Raw genomic sequence first — 18,092 nt, 5'->3', positions numbered from 1 at the left:
TCATCTATTTTAACTTTTGTAGTACTTCTTTAAAATAGTTTGGTAAATCAGTTATAAACTCCACATACTCTTTTGTAGTTGGATGTATAAAACCTAATTTTTTTGCATGTAACATTTGTCCTTCAAGTTTAAATCTTTGCTTTTTAAAACCATAAAGTGGATCACCAACCAATGGGTGTCCTAAAGATGTCATATGTACTCTTATTTGATGTGTTCTTCCTGTTTCTAAAATACATTTAATTAACGTATAACCCGCATTATATCTTTCCAAAACTTCATAGTGTGTTATAGCTTTTCTACCATCCTCAGTTATAGCAATCTTTAATCTATTTTTTTTATCCCTTCCGAGTGGTTTATTAATAGTTCCCAAATCATTTTTTAATCTACCTTCAACTAAAGCATAATATTCTCTTTTCATTGAATGATCTTTTAGTTGAGTTGCAAGTTTATTATGAGCACTATCATTTTTAGCTACTACTAACACTCCAGATGTATCTTTATCAATTCTATGCACTATTCCGGGTCTTATAATACCATTTATACTTGATAAATCATCACAATGGAAAAGCAATGCATTTACTAATGTTCCATTATAATTTCCTGGAGCTGGATGCACAACCATACCTTGTTCTTTATTTACAACTATTATATCTTTATCTTCATATAAAATATCAAGTTTTATTTCTTCTGGAGTAACTTTTAAAATTTCTGGTTCTGGTATAATTACTTCTATCTTATCACTCAGTTTCAATTTATAATTACTTTTAACTAAATTATTATTTACACTAATATTTTCTTTTTCAATAAGACCTTGAATAAAAGAACGAGATTTTCCCTCTAAAACATCACTCAAATATTTATCTATTCTGGTTCCTTCTTTATCTACTATAAAAACTTTTTTTTCCATAGATTAGTACCCTTTCTATGCATATTCTCTCAACATTATAATATAATAACTAATTTATCTCAACACATTATTTAAATTGATAATTAGCTTATACTAAAATAAATAACTATAATAAATTATTTATTTAAAAACACTTTTAATTCTATATTAAATTTAACTTTCATGTTTTGATAAAAAATAAACTAGTAAATTGTGATATCAAGAATAAAAATACCTTTAAAAAGTAATTATAATTACAATTTAAAGGTATTTTTATTACTATAGCTATAAATCTACTAATCTTGAGCAAAAAAACTCTTTATTTCATTTAAATCTTCAGCAATTGACTTTTGATCATAATTACCTATATTTTTATCAGATATTTTTACTTCTTTTTCTTCTAAATCAATATCCTTTTCTTGTATTTCAGTTTCTTCAACTGGATCTGAAACATTATAATTCTTAATAAAATCTTTTTCTAAATCATCAAATGTTTCTAATTGAGTATTCATAAAATTTCTATATTTAGCTCTAAATTTAATAAATTCTTGTTTTACTCTTTCGTATTCATCATTTATTGCAATTACATCATTATGAGATTTATCAAGTACCTTTTGAGCTGTTTCATTTGCATTTTTAAGGATTAATTCTGCTTCTTTCTGTGCTGAACTCTTAGCTTGTTCTGCCGCATTTTGTGCAAGTACTAATGTGTTTTGTATAGTACTTTCAATCTTTGAATAATGCTCTACTTTTTCATTTATATTTGTTAACTTTTCTTTTAAATTAGAATTTTCTTTATATAGTTCTTCGTAATTATTAACTATTTCTTCTAAAAATTCATCAACTTCTTCTATATTGTAACCTCTTATTCCTTTTTTAAACTCCTTATTAGTTATGTCCATTGGTGTTAATTTCATACCCTCACCTCAATTATGTATATTTTTTTATTATCATTTTGTATTTTCCACTTTTGCTATTACCAATAACATTTCCTACTATAAATTTACCAGTTCCTTTTATAGTGATTCTTTCATCTTGTTTAACTTCATAACTTTTATTTTTAATTTTTGAATAATCTAATAATACTTGTCCCTGATCAATTAATATTTGAGCTTTTGATCTTGGTAGTTTAGCTATTTTAGAAACTATTCCATCGATTCTTAATGAAGAAACTAAAATAATACTTTCTTCTAATTTAAGTTCTGGAAATTCTCCTTGTTCATTAACTTCTTTAATCAAGCAAGGCATTCTACCAATTTTCTCTAAATTATACAATAAAAAATTCCCTATATCTTCATGTGCTGGAAAATAACAAATATTATCCTCTACTAATAAATCACCTATTTTGTTTCTCTCAATTCCAAGTGATAAAATTCCACCTAGGAAATCTTTGTGTTTTAAGTTTGAAAATTTAGATTTACTTTCTATTTTAAACAATTTCATGGGAAAAGAAGATTGATATATGTTATTAAATACTATCATTCTTCTTTCAGAACTTTCAAATATCCCATTACTCTCAACTTTAACGTTATTATTTATACAATTTTTTTCAAACCATCTCCATATATTTGGTGGATAAAAGTCATTTCCAAAAACTGTAATATTTTTATTTAGTGATAATATATATTTATCATATAGGTTCAGTGCATCTACCCTGTCTTCTTCTACAAATACTTTAATTATTTGTTCTTTCATAATAAATCAATATAAAAATCTTAAAATTACAGATTTAATTATATCCATTGCAAATATTGCAAAGATAGGAGAAAAATCTATTTGCATATTTGGCATAAACTTATATTGTAATTTTCTAAATGGTTCTAATACAGGATAAGTAAAACTGCTTATTAAATTCATAAACTGATTTTGTTTACCAGGAGATACCCACGAAAATACACATTCTATTAGTATAGCAAATTCTAATATTCTAAAAAGTATACTAATAAAATTACCAATAATATATGACATATTTGCCTCCTATTTTGACCAATTAAATAAAGCTTTTGAACTTAATTCATTCTTTAATTCATTAGTTACTTCTACATTTGAAGGTGAAAGTATATATACACCTTTTTCTATTTGTTGTAACTCTCCTCCTAAAGCATAGCAAGAACCACTTATGAAATCTAATAATCTTTGAGCAATTTTTAATTCTAATAATGTAGTATTTACTAAAACTATTCTTCTATTTTTTAATGCATCACAAATTTCAGTTGCTTCTTCATAATCAACAGGTTTAGTAATTGTTACTTTTATAGATGAAGATGTGTGTATATTTACAACCTTGCTATTTTTTTTATTAGTAATTACTGGTTCTATTTCTTCTAATTCATCATCTTCTAATTCTTCATCATATTCATCGTAATCGTCGTAATCTTCATCCCCTAATCCTAAAAATGATTTCATTTTAGTTAACATATCACTCATGACTTTTTCCTCCTAATTTATTATATATTATAGTCTCTTTCACCAAATACTCCCTGTCCAACTCTCACTAATGTAGAACCTTCTTCGATTGCTACTTTAAAATCATGTGTCATTCCCATTGAAAGTATTTCCATTTTAATATTCTTATAATCTTTTTGTTTAAGATCATCAAATATTTTTTTTGTTCTTCTAAAGTATTTTCGGTTATCTTCATCATTTCCTTTAGGAATAATAACCATAATTCCTTTTACAAAAACATGATTACACTTTTCAACTTCATTAATTAAATCAAATAACTCTTCTTCTAATATTCCACTTTTACTTTCTTCTCTTCCGATGTTGATTTGTATTAATGTATTCGCTATTTTATCAGCATTTCTAAATACTCTCTCAACCTCTTTTAAAAGCTTAAGACTAGATAAAGAATGTATTAAATATACTTTATCTACTAAATATTTGACTTTGTTAGTTTGAAGTTTTCCTATAAGATGCCATCTTACATCCTTATGGAACTCTTCTTCTTTACTAAGAAGTTCTTGAACTTTGTTCTCACCAAAATCTCTAATTCCTGCTTGGTACGCTTCTTCTAAATCTTCTATGGGTTTTGTCTTAGAAACAGCTAAGAGATCCACGCCTTCAGGAATTTCAAATCTGAGCTTATTTATATTTTCTTTAATACTCATAGCTTAACTCCTTTTCTAATTAGTCATTACATCCCATCTATAAATACTATTCTCTAAAAAAATCAAATTTCCTTCAAAAAAATATTAGTAAATTAATATTTATTTAAAATTTTTTAATTATTTTCATATCTTTTCATAAATTGCGATTCTTTATTGTTTGTTGTCGGCAATATAGTTATATTATCTCGTTCTTCAATTTCTACATATAAATTTCTAATAATAAGCTCTTTTACATGGCTACCATCCTCTAATAGTGCCGTTTTAAGTTTTTCTGGATCACCAATTGCATATATATTAAATGGAGCTGATTCCATACTATTATCATCAAATCCAATAAATGCCCAACTACATATTACACCTGTCCAAGGTACTACTCTATGATTATTAACACTAATGGCTTCTGCACCAGCCTTGCGTAGCTCATTTAAAACTAAAGCCATATCATTGTCATGAAAAATCTTACTTTTTGTTTCATATTCTGAATCTTCTTCCAAATTTATATTTCCATCTTTTATTTTTAATACTATACCAGGACCTTCTACTTTACTCAAACCTGTAAATAATTCGTAATCTACTATTTGAGATTTCATATCTTGAAGAATCTTCTCATTCTTTTCATCTTCTTTCATATAATCATTAATTTTATCTTTAGTTTCAATATTATTTTCTTTTAAATTTCCTATTTCTTTATATAAATTAGCTCTTTCTTCTGTTGCGTCTTTATATTGTTTCGCATTTAATTCTGTAAAAGATCCTATTTGTTCCAAATTAAAATTTGTTGATATTAGAACTCCTAAAATTATGCTTGCAAGAAAAACAAAGTAAAATTGCTTATTGTTCTTCACAATCTTCACCTCTTAACGCGATTTAGCTTTTTCTAATAAGAGTCTTCTTATTATTGCAAAATTATCAAATATTCTTCCTCCAAAAACTATTACTGCTGCTATGTATATAGGTATACCTAATTTATCTCCTAAATATGCTAGCCCTGCTGCAAGAAGTGCATTTCCAAAAAAGCCTGATATGAAAATATCTGCTTGAAAATTTTTAGATAAATTTGCTCTAATAGCACCAAAAACTGAATCTAAACATGCAAGTATGGCAACTGACATATATGGTGAAAATGTTTCTGAAATGTTAACATCAAATACAAATCCTAATATTACTCCTATTAATAATCCAATTATTGCAATCAAACTTATACCCCCTTTATTCTTTTACAGACTTTATATATTCATTTTTTATAGATTGTGTTGTTTTTTTAATTAATATATCATCACTTGTTTTTACTTCACAAGTATAATTTGGAAGTGCTCCATAATCTAATGATCCTGGAAAAGATATACCAACATTCAATCTTCCTTTATCCCCAATAACATTTATTATAATTTTATCATTAGGATATATTCTACCTGATGAACCTATAGAAATACCATTACCTGCAACCTTTATTCCTGTTTGAGGTGTTATTCTAATATCATTTATTGAAATGGCTTCTGCACCAGAATACCAAAGTAAATTCACAATATGAACCAGTTCTTCTTCACCTAAATTTCTACCACTATCTGATGGATTTGATGAAAATATAGAAGTCTTAGGTGATATAGTTATTACTATTCCTGGCCCTTTAACATCTACTATTCCTAAATGCATTCTAGCATTATCAAGAGTGTTTTTTATCTCTTTTCCTAAATCTCCATCTTTTGCAGCAGACTCTTCTAAATTTTTAAGTTCTTCAGATAAAGTAGCATTAGATTTTTCTAGTTCCTCCTTTTCTTTTTTTAAACTTTCTACTTCAGCAATAATATTATTTTTATCATAATTACTAATTTGATTTTGAGCGTTTTTATTTGATAATAACTTAAATTGATAAGCTAATAAAAAGCCTAAAAGTGCACATACTAGTGCTACAAAAATTTGTGATCTAGATACCCTCATTTTTATCTACCTTTCTATTCACTATAATATACTGGCGCTCCTTGAAAGCTAACATCTATATACCCTTTTTTCATTCCAATTTCAGGATTAGAAATGATGTGTAAAACTTTATTCATTTTATTAAATAAATCCTCATCATTCCCTATTCTCCCTTCTACTTCTCCCATATATACCTTAATATTTGTCAAATCCTCAAGATTGATACAGTTGATATTATATTCTGTAGGGTTATTTTTTACTATTTCATAAAATTCTTCTAAAATAGTATTTATTCTTTGATCATCCAACACCTTATTACCTATTTCAGTATCTTCAAATTCAATTCCTTTTAGTTCTAATAAATTCCTACCTTTTAGATCATCGGTTTTTTCTAATAAGACTAATTTATTATTAAAAATATATTTTTTATTATCCTTATTTATATAATAAATCCCTTCTTTTTCTATTATGTTTATATTAACTTGTTTCGGGAATTTTTTACTTATAGTTACTGTATCTACATAAGGATTTTTTTTAGCTTCTTCTATTAAGTCTTTTTTATTAACAAAAAAAATATTATCACCTAAAATCTTTTCACATCTTTTTTTAACATCATCACCAGTTATTATAGGATTCCCTGTAACTGCAACTTTTCTTACTATAAAGATTCCTGATTTTGTTATAAAAATTATAACGCCTATAACTAAAAAAAGAAGTATAACTATCAACTTCTTTATAAATCTTTTACGCTTAGCTCTTAGAATATATTTATTTTCCTTTTTTGTCATACACATCCCTATTTCCTTATTCATCTCAATAAATATTTATTTATACAAAATAATTTAATAAATCATTTTTTACTAAAATTATCTTATATAATAATACCACTTTGACAACATATTTTCATCATTTTTTTAATATATGTTACATAATTAATAATAATTTAATAAATTAAGGATTGATTTTAAAATAATAACGTTTACTTAAATCATATCATTAAAATATCTACAAATATAATTAAAGCTATGATTTTAAAAAACCATAGCTTTTTATTCATTAATAGTTACGTATCTATTTTGCCTTCTGTTTGACGAGATATATTTAAAAGGATTCCCATCGCAGCCATATTTATTACTAGCGACGTTCCTCCATAACTAATAAATGGAAGTGGAACCCCAGTAACAGGCATTGATCCCGTTACAACTGCTATATTTATTAGTGATTGTACTGCTATAACAGATGTAATACCCACTGCTAACAATGTTCCATAGGTATCTTTTGCTGTCATTGCAACTTTAATCCCTCTCCATATAAATACCATAAAAATCGTTATGATCAATATACATCCTATAAGCCCTAATTCTTCTCCAATTATAGCAAAAATAAAATCGTTATGTGGTTCTGGCATATATAAAGTTTTTTGTCTTGATTGACCTAACCCAAGCCCTGTAACCCCACCAGCTCCTAGAGCATAAAATGACTGTATTAATTGATATCCATTTTTTGCTGGATCTTTCCACGGATTTATAAAATTTAACATTCTAGCCCTTCTATATGGTTCTCCTAATGTAAATATAGTAGCCGCTGCTACCATAAGAGGAGCTACTATTCCAAATAAGTGTTTTATTCTACCACCTGAAGAAAAAAGTATTATGAATGTAACTATCATTATAACAGATGCTATACTTAAGTTTTTTTCTGCTAATATTAATGCAGCGTATATTCCTGAGACTCCTAAATATGGTACTATACCTGTATTAAATTTCTTTACACCATCACCTTTAAGCTCTATACTTTTAGCTAAAAATAATACTACTACATATTTAGCTAATTCTGATGGTTGAAATGATAAAGGTCCTATTTGTATCCATCTTTGTGCACCATTTACTCCAGGAAATAAAAACACTAATAATAATAATGGTATACTAGCAATCATTATCCCAAAAGTATATCTTTTTATTTTATGATAATCTATTGACATCATAATATACATTACTGCCATTCCTAAAATTGCCCATATCAACTGTCTTTTCAAAAAATACATACTATCATTATTTCTAAACATAGCATAATAAGAACTTGCAGAGTATACCATAACAACTCCTACTGCTAACAATAAAACTACACTGTAAAATATACCATAGTCCATCTGACCCATTTTCCTTTTTTTGAGTTTGCCAACCCTCATACACAAATCCTCCAAATCACAATTAATAAGTTTAATTTGTCAATACAGCTAAAGTGCTATAAATCCTATAATACATAAAACTAATGTTATAGTAGCAAATACTGTAACTATTTTCACTTCACTCCAGCCACATTGTTCAAAATGATGATGTATAGGTGCCATTTTAAAAATTCTTTTTCCTGTCAACTTAAATGAAGCAACTTGCATTATAACTGATAAAGTTTCAAGAACATATATACCTCCAACTATAATTATAAATAGTGGCATTTTTAATATCAAAGCTATTGTTGCTATAGCTCCTCCTAGTGCTAATGACCCTGTATCACCCATAAAAATTTTTGCCGGAAAAGCATTAAATCTAAGAAATCCTAATAAAGCTCCTGCAAGAGCAATAGAAAATACTCCCACTTGATAATGCCCTGTTTTAAACCCTATTATTGTGAAGAATGTTAGCACAATAACTGTAACAGATGTCGCAAGGCCGTCTATCCCATCAGTTAAATTAACAGCATTAGTTACCGCTGAATAATATACAACTGCTAAAGGTATATACAATATTCCTAAATTTAATTGGTAATTATTTAAAAACGGAACTATTATTTCTGATCCTATATTTACATAACCATAATAAGCTAATGCTACTGAAAACATAATTAATAATAACATTTTTTGCCATGCCTTTAATCCAAGATTATCCTTATGAATTATCTTTAATATATCATCCAAGAACCCAATTATTCCAAAAGCAATCAATGAATATAATATTACCATAGCTTCGTCTGTAGGCTTATATCCTATAATTAACATTGTAACAGTTACTGAAATAAAAAATATAATACCTCCCATTGTTGGAGTACCAGATTTTTTTTGATGACTTTTAGGACCTTCTTTCCTAATATTTTGACCAAATTTTAGCTTGTGTAATATTGGAATAAATATTGGTCCTAAAATCATTGAAAATACAAACCCCATTAATAATGCTGATAAAATTATTGGATTTATTAATTCTTTTACTATATCCCCCATCTAATACTGCCCTATTAAGGCAGTTCACCTCCTTTGTTATATTATAAATTTTCTATATATTTTACTATTTCTTCAAATTTTGCCGATCTTGATGCTTTAATTAAAATCACATCATCTTTTTTAATTCGTCTTGTTAAAGATTCTATAAGTTCATTTTTAGAATTAAATATTAATGTATCTTTTCCAAATCCCTCTTTATAATCTTCTTTAAATTTACCAGTTGATAATATTATATCTGCTTTTTCTAATGCATACTCTCCAACTATTTTATGTGATGATTTAGAATGGTCTCCAAGTTCACCCATATCACCTAATACTGCTATTTTTCTTTTACCTGAATAAGTCTTTAACACATCTAATGCAGCTTTCATTGAATCCGGACTAGCATTATAACAATCATTAATTATTGTAAAATCACCTTTTTTTATAAATTCTAATCTCATTGAAGTTGCTTGTAAATTTTTAAGTCCGTCATTCATTTCTTCAAAAGTAACTCCAAGTTCTCTTGATATTTGTATACCTAAAAGAGCATTTAACACATTATGCTTTCCAACCATATTTAATGTAAATCTATAGCTTTCACCACTTTTAGTCACTACATCAAAAGATGTCGTTTTTTCAGTTAAATCTATGTTTTTAGCATACACTTCACATTCTTCATTATAGCCAATCTTTTCTAATTTAAATCTATTATCTTCTTTTATTTTTTGAAGCATATCATTTTCATTGTTTATAACTAATGGGTTATTCTCTTTAAAAAAATCAGTTATACTTAGCTTTTCCTTAAGTATATTCTCTCTTGTTTTTAAATTTTCTATATGCGATACTCCTATATTAGTAATTGTAGCAATATCTGGCATTGCAATATTTGCCAATCTATGAATCTCGTTAAAATTATTTGTACCCATTTCTAAAACTGCAACTTCATAGCTTGAATCCAATTCTAATATCATAAGAGGTAAACCTATTTCATTATTAAAATTTCCCTTAGTCTTAAATACTGAGTATTTTCCACTTAAAAAAGCTGCTACTAAATCTTTTGTAGATGTTTTTCCTGTAGAACCTGTAATTCCTACAACTTTTATCCCTAACTTTTCTCTATAATATTTTGCTATAGCTCCTAGTGCTACTTTTGTATCACCTACCTTTATAACTACACCATTATTATTTAAATCTTTTGAATCAAATTTTACCTCATCAACAATAACAATTGAAGCTCCTTTTTTTATAGCTTCAACTACATAATCATTACCATTAAAATTCTCACCCTTAAGTGCAATAAACAAACTTCCTTTTTCAATTTTTCTTGTATCTGTTGAAACTTTATTAAAAATACCCTCACAATTTTTAAATAATATTTCTCCATTACTAGCTTCAATAACTTCATTTAAAGTTAAATCCATAATTAGTTCACCTCTTATTTATTATCTAATATTTCTTTTACAACTTCTCTTTCATCAAAATGTATAGTTTTATCCTTTAATATTTGATATGTTTCATGTCCTTTTCCTGCAATTACTATAACATCATCTTCTTTTGCTATTTCTATAGCTCTTTCTATAGCTTCTTTTCTATTTTCTATTACTATATAATTATCCTTATCTATTCCTGATTCAATATCTTTTATGATTTGCATTGGTTTTTCGCTTCTTGGATTATCTGAAGTTATTATAGAAATATCAGCTATATCTGTACCTATTTTACCCATTTGAGGTCTCTTTACTTTATCCCTATCTCCTCCACAACCAAATAAAGCAATTAATCTTCCTTTTGTAAATCCTCTTGCTGTTTTTAAAATATTTTCTAAACCATCTGGGGTATGAGCATAGTCTATAATTATATCATAAGGTAAATTATACTCTACTACAGCTCTTTCACATCTGCCTGGAACTATTACTTTATTAATACCTTCTTTAATATCCAAAACTGGTATATCTAATTTATAACATGCTCCTATCGCACCAAGTGCATTATAGATATTATATTCTCCTGGAATTGATAAAACAAATTCTTCACTTTCTGATAAATTCACTTTAAACTTTATATTTTTACTTCCCATTTTTTCATCATATGATTTAAAATAAGAATCTTCTTTTATTGAGTAATCATATATATTATTTGCATTAAGATTAGTTAAATCACTTACTACTTGTTTTCCATAATAATCGTCAATATTAACAATTCTTATAATGCTTCTTTTAAATAATTTAAATTTAGCTTTATAATAATTTTCAAATGTTTTATGAAAGTCTAAGTGATCTCTAGTTAAATTAGTAAATATTCCAACTTCAAAATCTATTCCATACACTCTATCTAATTCTAATGAATGCGATGATACTTCCATTACACAGTATTCTACACCTTTGTTTACCATATTATTAAATAATTCTTGTAATTCTAATGATTCTGGAGTAGTTCTTTCTGTATCAATTTTTTCTTTTCCTATGTAATTAGCTATAGTACCTATTAAACCAACTTTCTTTCCGTTAGATTCTAAAATTGATTTTATCATAAAAGCTGTAGTGGTTTTTCCATTTGTACCTGTTATACCTATCATCTTCATTTTTTTGCTTGGATTATCATAATAATTTCCTGCCATAATAGCCAATGCTTTTCTACTATCATCAACCTTTATTAAAGCAATATTCTTATCTGAAACTTCTATATCATCTTGAATTATAATAGCTTTAGCACCATTTTCTAACGCACTTTGAACATACTTATGACCATCAGTTGCAAATCCCTTTATACAAACAAATAAATCTGATTTTCTAATCTTTCTACTATCATAATTAATTGATACTATTTCATTATCTAAACTTCCTTGTATAACTTTATAATTTATCCCCTTTAAAATATCTTTAAGGTTCATTTTTAACCATCTCCTTAAATAATATGCTTTTTAGCTTTTTTAAATACTATTTTTGATTTTCAATTTTACATTAATTTAGCATGTGAGTAAAACCCACATGCTAGTAATTTACTAAGTCTTCTAAATAAAGTTGTAAAATTTATCCAAAATCACTTAGTCTTTATAATCTGAATTTAGAGTTAACTTAACTGACATTCCTTTAGTTATAACTTCACCTTGATTAACACTCTGATTTGTTACTATTCCATCTCCATCAAATGTTATATTTATTCCAAGACTAGTTAATAACTTAGATGCATCAGATTTAGAATATCCTCTAACATCTGGCATTACAACATTTTTATTATAAGACCCATTATTTCCAGTGTAAAGATTTATTTTTGAGCCTTCTTTTACTGCATATCCTGGATATGGCTTTATGTCTATAACTACGTCACCTGAATCTTCTAATACAAAATCTAATTTTGATGCTTTTAATATTTTTTGAGCTTCATCTACTTTTAACCCTCTTACTTCTGGTATTACAACATCTCTTGATATTTGACTTGAATTTTCATCTGAAAATTTACTATCTAAATAATTAAATATATCAGAAAATACCATTTTAGCTGCTGGCGTACATACTTGTCCTGCATAATATGCTCCGTTACTTGGTTCATCTACTGTAACCATAACTGTAACTTTCGGATCATCAACTGGTGCCATACCAACAAATGAAGATATATATTTTCCCGCTCCATAAGTTCCATTATTAACTTTTTGCGCTGTACCTGTTTTACCACCAATATGATACCCTTCCATAAATGTTCCTGCACCTGATCCTCCAGTTACAACTCTTTCAAGATAACTTCTAAGTTCTGCTGTTTTCTCTTTGCTTGCTACTTGAGAATTTTTAGGATTAAACTTATCATCAACAACCTTAACTCCACTATTATCATTATGTGTAACCTCTTTCATTATATGAGGTTGGATTAAAGTACCACCATTTGCAATCGCATTAAATGCAGTCATATATTGAACAGAATTTACAGTATTAGTTTGACCAAATGCTATTGTTGCAAGATCTGTTTCAGAAATTGTATCTACTTTCTTAACTATACCCTTAGCTTCTCCCGGCAAGTCAATTCCACTAACTTTTCCAAAACCAAATTTATCTATATACTCACATAATTTTTCTTTTCCTATCATTTCTCCTAACTTCATAAATCCTACATTGCATGAATTTTGAATTATATCAGGGAATTTTTGTGCTCCATGTCCTTGAGTTCTCCAACATTTAATATAACGATTGCCAAAATGTAATCCTCCAGCACATGAAAAATCTGTATTTGCATTAACAATACCTTCTTCTAATCCTGTAATAGCCGTCACAACCTTAAAGATAGATCCTGGTTCGAACGTATCATTAACTAATCTATTTCTCCACATTTTTTGTAATTTTTCTGTTTCATTTGCTCCTTCAAAACTTTCAGTTCCTTTATATGGACTATTAGGATCAAAATCCGGTTTATTTACCATTGCTAAAACTTCTCCTGTTTTAGGATCCATAACTAATATAGATACAGCCTTAGCTTTATTATCTTCATATGCTTGCTCTGCTGCTTTTTCTGCAAAAAATTGAATATTCTCATCAATTGTCAAAGTAACATCTTTTCCATCAACTGGTGGAGTAAATTGAGAAATTGTATAAGGTAATTCTCCATTCTTTCTATCAAGTTCAGCAATTTTCATTCCCGGAACCCCTGATAAGTAACTATTATACTGAAGTTCTATACCTGTTAAACCTTGTCCATCTATATTAGTACTTCCAAGTACATGTGCTAAGAAATTATTATTAGGATAATATCTTTTTGTATCAGGCGATACTAAAACTCCACTTATGTTTAATTCTCTTACCCTATCTGCCACATCTTTCTCTATTCTTCTTATAAGAGTTGCAGAACCAGCATCTGCTCCACTTGGTAATTTAGTTTCAAGCTTTTCTTTAACCTTTTGATTTTCCAAATCTAAAGCTTTTGCTATTACTGGTGCAATATCATCTGTTGTTAACTTTTCTCTACTTGAATCCACGTTTATTCCTATACTATTTAATTGTTGAATTCTCTTTTCTGTTAATTCCTGATTTAAATATGATCTTATAGAGTTTAAATCAAAATCAACTCTATAAACATTAGCAGAAACAGCTAATTCTTTTCCGTTTCTATCTAAAATTCTTCCTCTTCTTGCATCTATCTTTACTTCACTTGTCCATTGTTCCTCTGCACGTGCAGCATATTCTTGTCTTTTAGCTATCATTATATAGGATAATCTAAATGTTAAAATAAAAAAAATAAAACTTAATCCTACAACTACAATTGTCAATCTCTTTCGCATTTTTGCTCTATCTTTATAATTTGGCTTTTTCACTGTTTAATTCCTCCATCTAATTTCTTTTAGATAAAAGCAAGTAGGGATGCACTATTTAAAGGCATCCTTAAATCTAGAAAATAAACTTTTTTTTGTTTTATTTCCCTCATCATTAGTATTCTCTAAATTTGCAAAATAGTTTTCAGAAAAATCAATTTTAACTATATCACTTTTATTTGGTACTACCATTTCCAAGTTATTTTCTGAAATGTTCTTAATATTTTGTAAAGATGAGAATTTTAAAAGTTTAACTCTTAACGCTTCATTGGTTTCCTGAGCAACTTTAATCTGACCATCCACTTCAGTTACTTTTTGTTGCATATTATAAACTTTTGCATCTCCAGTAATAACCATAACACCTATGCAAAATATCATAACGGATGTCATAAGTACATTTTTTCTTGTTTCTATACTTTGATTTTTTAATTTTTTGTTTGCATTCTTTTTAACTTTGCGTAAATTATATTTACTTCTTCTTGGTGTAGTTACTATACTTTTTCTAGATGGTTTTACTGCTGTACTACCTTTAATATAATCATATTCTCTTTCTACCAAATTATTCACATCCCCACTTAATTTATAACATAACAAAAATTATTTTTATAGTTTTTCAATTATTCTTAACTTTGCACTTCTACTTCTTGGATTTTCTTCTACTTCTTCTTTACTAGGTCCGATCCCTTTTCTAGATATTAATTTTACACTAGATTTTTTACCACAAACACAAATAGGAAATTCTTTCGGACAAGTACATGGATCTTGAAGTTCCCTGAATTTAAGTTTTACTATTCTATCCTCTAATGAATGGAATGTTATAATTGCCATTCTTCCACCTGGATTTAATCTATTTACTCCATCTTCAATGGTTTTATTTAATATCTGAAGTTCTGAATTTACTTCTATTCTAATAGCTTGAAAAGTTCTCTTTGCTGGATGTGGCCCTTCTCTTCTAGCCTTAGCTGGAATAGCAGCTTTAATTATGTCAACTAGCTCTAGTGTTGTTTCTATTGGTTTTTCTACTCTTCTATTAACTATAAAATTTGCAATTCTTTTAGCAAATCGTTCTTCTCCATATTCTTTTATTATTTTATAAAGCTTTTCCTCACTATATTTATTTACTATTTCATAAGCTGAAAAATCATTTTCTCTATTCATTCTCATATCTAGTGGAGCATCTTTCATATAACTAAACCCACGTTCTCCTTCATCTAGTTGATATGAAGACACTCCTAGATCCATTAGTATTCCATCTACTTTAGGAATTTCTAAATTTTCCAAAATGTTATCTATGTTATAAAAATTACTATGAACATAAGTTACATTTTCAAAATCTTTTAGTCTTTCTTTTGCTGCTTTTAAAGCATCTTTATCTTGATCTATACCTATTAATAAACCTTCTTTAGATAATTTTTTTAATATATGTGATGAATGCCCGGCTCCTCCTAATGTACAATCTACATAAATTCCATCTTTTTTTATATCCAAGGCATCTATGCATTCATTTAATAAAACTGAAACATGTTTAAATTCCATAATAAAAACTCCTTATATTCCTAAATCATTCATTTTTTCTGCAATTAAATCAAAATCAATATCTGATTCATTATAATTGATCCATTGTTCCTTACTCCATATCTCGACTTTTGATAATACTCCTATACTTACTATGTCCTTTTCTATTTTTGCATATTCTTTTAAATTTTGTGGAATTAATCCCCTACTTTGTTTGTCCAATTCAATTACACAAGCTCCTGAAAAAAAGAATCTTACAAATGATCTAGCATCTTTGTTTGTTAAAGGTAAAGTTTTTAGTTTATTTTCTAGTACTTTCCATTCATCTATCGGATAAGCATAAAGACATCCATCTAGTCCCTTAGTTATAACAAACTTATCTCCAAGGTCTTCTCTTAGTTTAGACGGAACAATCATTCTATTTTTTGAATCCAATGAATGTTGATATTCTCCAATAAACATCATTTTACTCCTACCTTAATAATTTACAGTAATTTAAACTCTATTTCAACCACTTTGAACCACTTTAAACCACTTTACTATATTTATTCTATAAAAATATAGTTTTTCCTCCTATACGATATACATTTTTTAATTTAATTAAGATTTTTTATAAATATATTTAATAAATCTACATTTTATTATCCTGACTTACCATTTTTAAAATCATATAAAAGATTACAAAATGCAAGAATTATAAAAATTACAATTAACCAAATAGGTCCTTCAAGTGGAGATACTATAGAATTTGTTGCAGCTTTAAACAAAAAATAAAAATATATTATATATCCATTAAATAATATTATATTAATCCACTTTTCCTTTTTATTTTTTTCTTTAGAAAATTTTAAAATTAAATTAATCGTATATATGCTTTTCCAAGTTACTATTGCTGTAACTAAAAATACTAATACTAAGTCCACTGTTTTCCCTCCAATTATATTACCTTAATATATATTATTTTTATTTTTTTAAAAAAATACTTTAAATATCTAAAAACAAATTCCCTATTTTTTCTATATTTTTCTTTTCTTATTTGTTATAATTTTTTTAAATATGCCTTATATCTTTTTTTGGGGGGATTAACTTTGGAACAAAATATTAATAAAAATAAAAAAACTAGTAATTTAGTTAAATATAAATATGGATTAAAAAAAGGAATTCCTATAGGGTTAGGATACCTTTCTGTTTCAATAACATTTGGAATGATGGCTGTTAGAGGGGGACTCAATCCTTTTATTGCTCTATTAATATCAATGACCAATTTAACATCTGCCGGACAATTTGCTGGCATTAATCTCATATTTAATACAGCTTCCTATCTAGAAATAGCATTAACTATTTTTATTATTAATATCAGATATATGCTTATGTCATTATCTCTTTCTCAAAAAATGTATGATAAAATACCATTATTTAAACGACTTATAATTTCATTCGGAGTAACAGACGAGACTTTTACATTAGCATCTCTTGAAGAAGGAGAATTAAGTGCAGAATTTATGTTAGGATTAATTACACTTCCTTATTTAGGTTGGGCATTAGGAACTTTTATAGGTGCTATAACAACTAAAATTCTTCCATATTCCTTACAAGATTCTCTAGGTATAGCTTTATATTCTATGTTTATAGCTTTAATAATACCTCAAGTTAAAAAATCAAAGCCTATATTTTTAGTCGTAATCATAGCTATTATTTTTAGTTGTTTATTTAAATATTTACCTCTTTTAAATAAAATTTCTTCTGGATTTGTTGTTATTATTGTTTCTTTAATAGCATCTGCAATAGGTGCTTACTTTTTTCCTATAAAGGAGGACTTATAATGTATATAATTATATGTGTACTAATAATGGCCTTAATTACTTATATTCCTAGAGTAATTCCATTAACTATTTTTAATAAAAAAATTAAATCTGTATTTTTAAAATCCCTATTAAGTTATATGCCCTATGCAGTCTTAGGTGCTATGACATTTCCAAGTATTTTCTATAGTACAGAAAATATTTTTTATTCAATATTAGGAACATTAGTGGCAATAATCTTAGCATACTTCGAAAAAAATTTACTTATTGTTGCAGTTTCATCCGTATTAATAATTTATTTCTTAAATATATCTATATAGTTAAAAGAAGGTAAAGCAAACTTTTTGCCTTACCTTCTTTTAAATGCTTTAAA

General features: G+C 27.1%; 21 protein-coding genes. 2 read left to right on the top strand and 19 right to left on the bottom strand.

The genetic code is table 11. The features are described from left to right. Positions 1 to 4: 4 nt before the first annotated feature. The 19 genes from KYD98_RS12520 to KYD98_RS12430 all read right to left on the bottom strand — a co-directional run bounded on the left by KYD98_RS12520 (position 5) and on the right by KYD98_RS12430 (position 16,840). The gene (locus tag KYD98_RS12520) at positions 5 to 907 is read right to left on the bottom strand and encodes an RluA family pseudouridine synthase (protein WP_219780387.1); all 903 of its coding nucleotides are present in this window, start codon (positions 905 to 907) and stop codon (positions 5 to 7) included. A gap of 275 nt (positions 908 to 1,182) precedes the next feature. Continuing rightward, positions 1,183 to 1,803, bottom strand: a complete 621-nt coding sequence (locus KYD98_RS12515) for a DivIVA domain-containing protein (RefSeq protein ID WP_219780386.1) — start codon at positions 1,801 to 1,803, stop codon at positions 1,183 to 1,185. A gap of 13 nt (positions 1,804 to 1,816) precedes the next feature. Then, positions 1,817 to 2,581 (bottom strand): YlmH/Sll1252 family protein, encoded by a 765-nt coding sequence (locus KYD98_RS12510; RefSeq protein ID WP_219780385.1) that lies wholly within the window; start codon positions 2,579 to 2,581, stop codon positions 1,817 to 1,819. A 6-nt stretch (positions 2,582 to 2,587) separates the two neighbouring features. Continuing rightward, positions 2,588 to 2,854: a YggT family protein gene (locus KYD98_RS12505; RefSeq protein ID WP_219780384.1), complete on the bottom strand. Its 267-nt coding sequence runs from the start codon at positions 2,852 to 2,854 to the stop codon at positions 2,588 to 2,590. A gap of 9 nt (positions 2,855 to 2,863) precedes the next feature. Further along, on the bottom strand, positions 2,864 to 3,313 hold the full coding sequence (locus tag KYD98_RS12500) for a cell division protein SepF (protein ID WP_219780383.1): 450 nt from the start codon (positions 3,311 to 3,313) through the stop codon (positions 2,864 to 2,866). Positions 3,314 to 3,333: 20 nt separating this feature from the next. After that, on the bottom strand, positions 3,334 to 3,996 hold the full coding sequence (locus KYD98_RS12495) for a YggS family pyridoxal phosphate-dependent enzyme (protein ID WP_219780382.1): 663 nt from the start codon (positions 3,994 to 3,996) through the stop codon (positions 3,334 to 3,336). A gap of 113 nt (positions 3,997 to 4,109) precedes the next feature. Further along, positions 4,110 to 4,841 (bottom strand): DUF881 domain-containing protein, encoded by a 732-nt coding sequence (locus KYD98_RS12490; RefSeq protein ID WP_219780381.1) that lies wholly within the window; start codon positions 4,839 to 4,841, stop codon positions 4,110 to 4,112. Between the two features lie 12 nt (positions 4,842 to 4,853). After that, positions 4,854 to 5,192: a small basic family protein gene (locus KYD98_RS12485; protein WP_219780380.1), complete on the bottom strand. Its 339-nt coding sequence runs from the start codon at positions 5,190 to 5,192 to the stop codon at positions 4,854 to 4,856. A gap of 13 nt (positions 5,193 to 5,205) precedes the next feature. Continuing rightward, positions 5,206 to 5,934, bottom strand: coding sequence for a DUF881 domain-containing protein (locus KYD98_RS12480; protein WP_219780379.1), 729 nt, complete (start codon positions 5,932 to 5,934; stop codon positions 5,206 to 5,208). Positions 5,935 to 5,948: 14 nt separating this feature from the next. After that, positions 5,949 to 6,707 carry a cell division protein FtsQ/DivIB gene (locus tag KYD98_RS12475; protein ID WP_219780378.1) on the bottom strand — a complete coding sequence of 253 codons (759 nt, stop codon included), beginning with the start codon at positions 6,705 to 6,707 and terminating at the stop codon, positions 5,949 to 5,951. 269 nt (positions 6,708 to 6,976) lie between these two features. After that, positions 6,977 to 8,101 (bottom strand): stage V sporulation protein E, encoded by a 1,125-nt coding sequence (gene spoVE, locus KYD98_RS12470; RefSeq protein ID WP_219780377.1) that lies wholly within the window; start codon positions 8,099 to 8,101, stop codon positions 6,977 to 6,979. A gap of 48 nt (positions 8,102 to 8,149) precedes the next feature. Beyond that, entirely contained in the window at positions 8,150 to 9,127 is a 978-nt protein-coding gene (mraY, locus tag KYD98_RS12465) for a phospho-N-acetylmuramoyl-pentapeptide-transferase (RefSeq protein WP_219780376.1), read from the bottom strand. Positions 9,128 to 9,168: 41 nt separating this feature from the next. Then, on the bottom strand, positions 9,169 to 10,530 hold the full coding sequence (locus tag KYD98_RS12460) for a UDP-N-acetylmuramoyl-tripeptide--D-alanyl-D-alanine ligase (RefSeq protein WP_219780375.1): 1,362 nt from the start codon (positions 10,528 to 10,530) through the stop codon (positions 9,169 to 9,171). Between the two features lie 14 nt (positions 10,531 to 10,544). After that, positions 10,545 to 11,999, bottom strand: a complete 1,455-nt coding sequence (locus KYD98_RS12455; RefSeq protein ID WP_219780374.1) for a UDP-N-acetylmuramoyl-L-alanyl-D-glutamate--2,6-diaminopimelate ligase — start codon at positions 11,997 to 11,999, stop codon at positions 10,545 to 10,547. Positions 12,000 to 12,152: 153 nt separating this feature from the next. Then, entirely contained in the window at positions 12,153 to 14,405 is a 2,253-nt protein-coding gene (locus tag KYD98_RS12450) for a stage V sporulation protein D (protein ID WP_219780373.1), read from the bottom strand. 51 nt (positions 14,406 to 14,456) lie between these two features. Then, positions 14,457 to 14,969: a cell division protein FtsL gene (locus KYD98_RS12445; RefSeq protein ID WP_219780372.1), complete on the bottom strand. Its 513-nt coding sequence runs from the start codon at positions 14,967 to 14,969 to the stop codon at positions 14,457 to 14,459. A 36-nt stretch (positions 14,970 to 15,005) separates the two neighbouring features. Next, complete coding sequence (rsmH, locus tag KYD98_RS12440) at positions 15,006 to 15,938, bottom strand: 16S rRNA (cytosine(1402)-N(4))-methyltransferase RsmH (RefSeq protein WP_219780371.1); 933 nt, start codon at positions 15,936 to 15,938, stop codon at positions 15,006 to 15,008. A gap of 12 nt (positions 15,939 to 15,950) precedes the next feature. Continuing rightward, positions 15,951 to 16,379 (bottom strand): division/cell wall cluster transcriptional repressor MraZ, encoded by a 429-nt coding sequence (gene mraZ / locus KYD98_RS12435; RefSeq protein ID WP_219780488.1) that lies wholly within the window; start codon positions 16,377 to 16,379, stop codon positions 15,951 to 15,953. Between the two features lie 179 nt (positions 16,380 to 16,558). Next, the gene (locus KYD98_RS12430) at positions 16,559 to 16,840 is read right to left on the bottom strand and encodes a hypothetical protein (RefSeq protein ID WP_219780370.1); all 282 of its coding nucleotides are present in this window, start codon (positions 16,838 to 16,840) and stop codon (positions 16,559 to 16,561) included. Between the two features lie 165 nt (positions 16,841 to 17,005). Between KYD98_RS12430 and KYD98_RS12425 the strand changes: the two genes are divergently transcribed. Beyond that, complete coding sequence (locus KYD98_RS12425; RefSeq protein ID WP_258049800.1) at positions 17,006 to 17,740, top strand: AzlC family ABC transporter permease; 735 nt, start codon at positions 17,006 to 17,008, stop codon at positions 17,738 to 17,740. Beyond that, positions 17,740 to 18,039 (top strand): AzlD domain-containing protein, encoded by a 300-nt coding sequence (locus tag KYD98_RS12420; RefSeq protein WP_219780369.1) that lies wholly within the window; start codon positions 17,740 to 17,742, stop codon positions 18,037 to 18,039. Before KYD98_RS12425 ends, KYD98_RS12420 begins: the two co-directional genes overlap by 1 nt. Positions 18,040 to 18,092: the final 53 nt, after the last annotated feature.

The sequence above is a fragment of the Clostridium weizhouense genome, from assembly GCF_019431045.1.
Taxonomy (GTDB): domain Bacteria; phylum Bacillota; class Clostridia; order Clostridiales; family Clostridiaceae; genus Clostridium; species Clostridium weizhouense.
The sequence above is the reverse complement of the archived record's forward strand: the minus strand, read 5'-3'. Positions and strand labels throughout refer to the sequence as shown.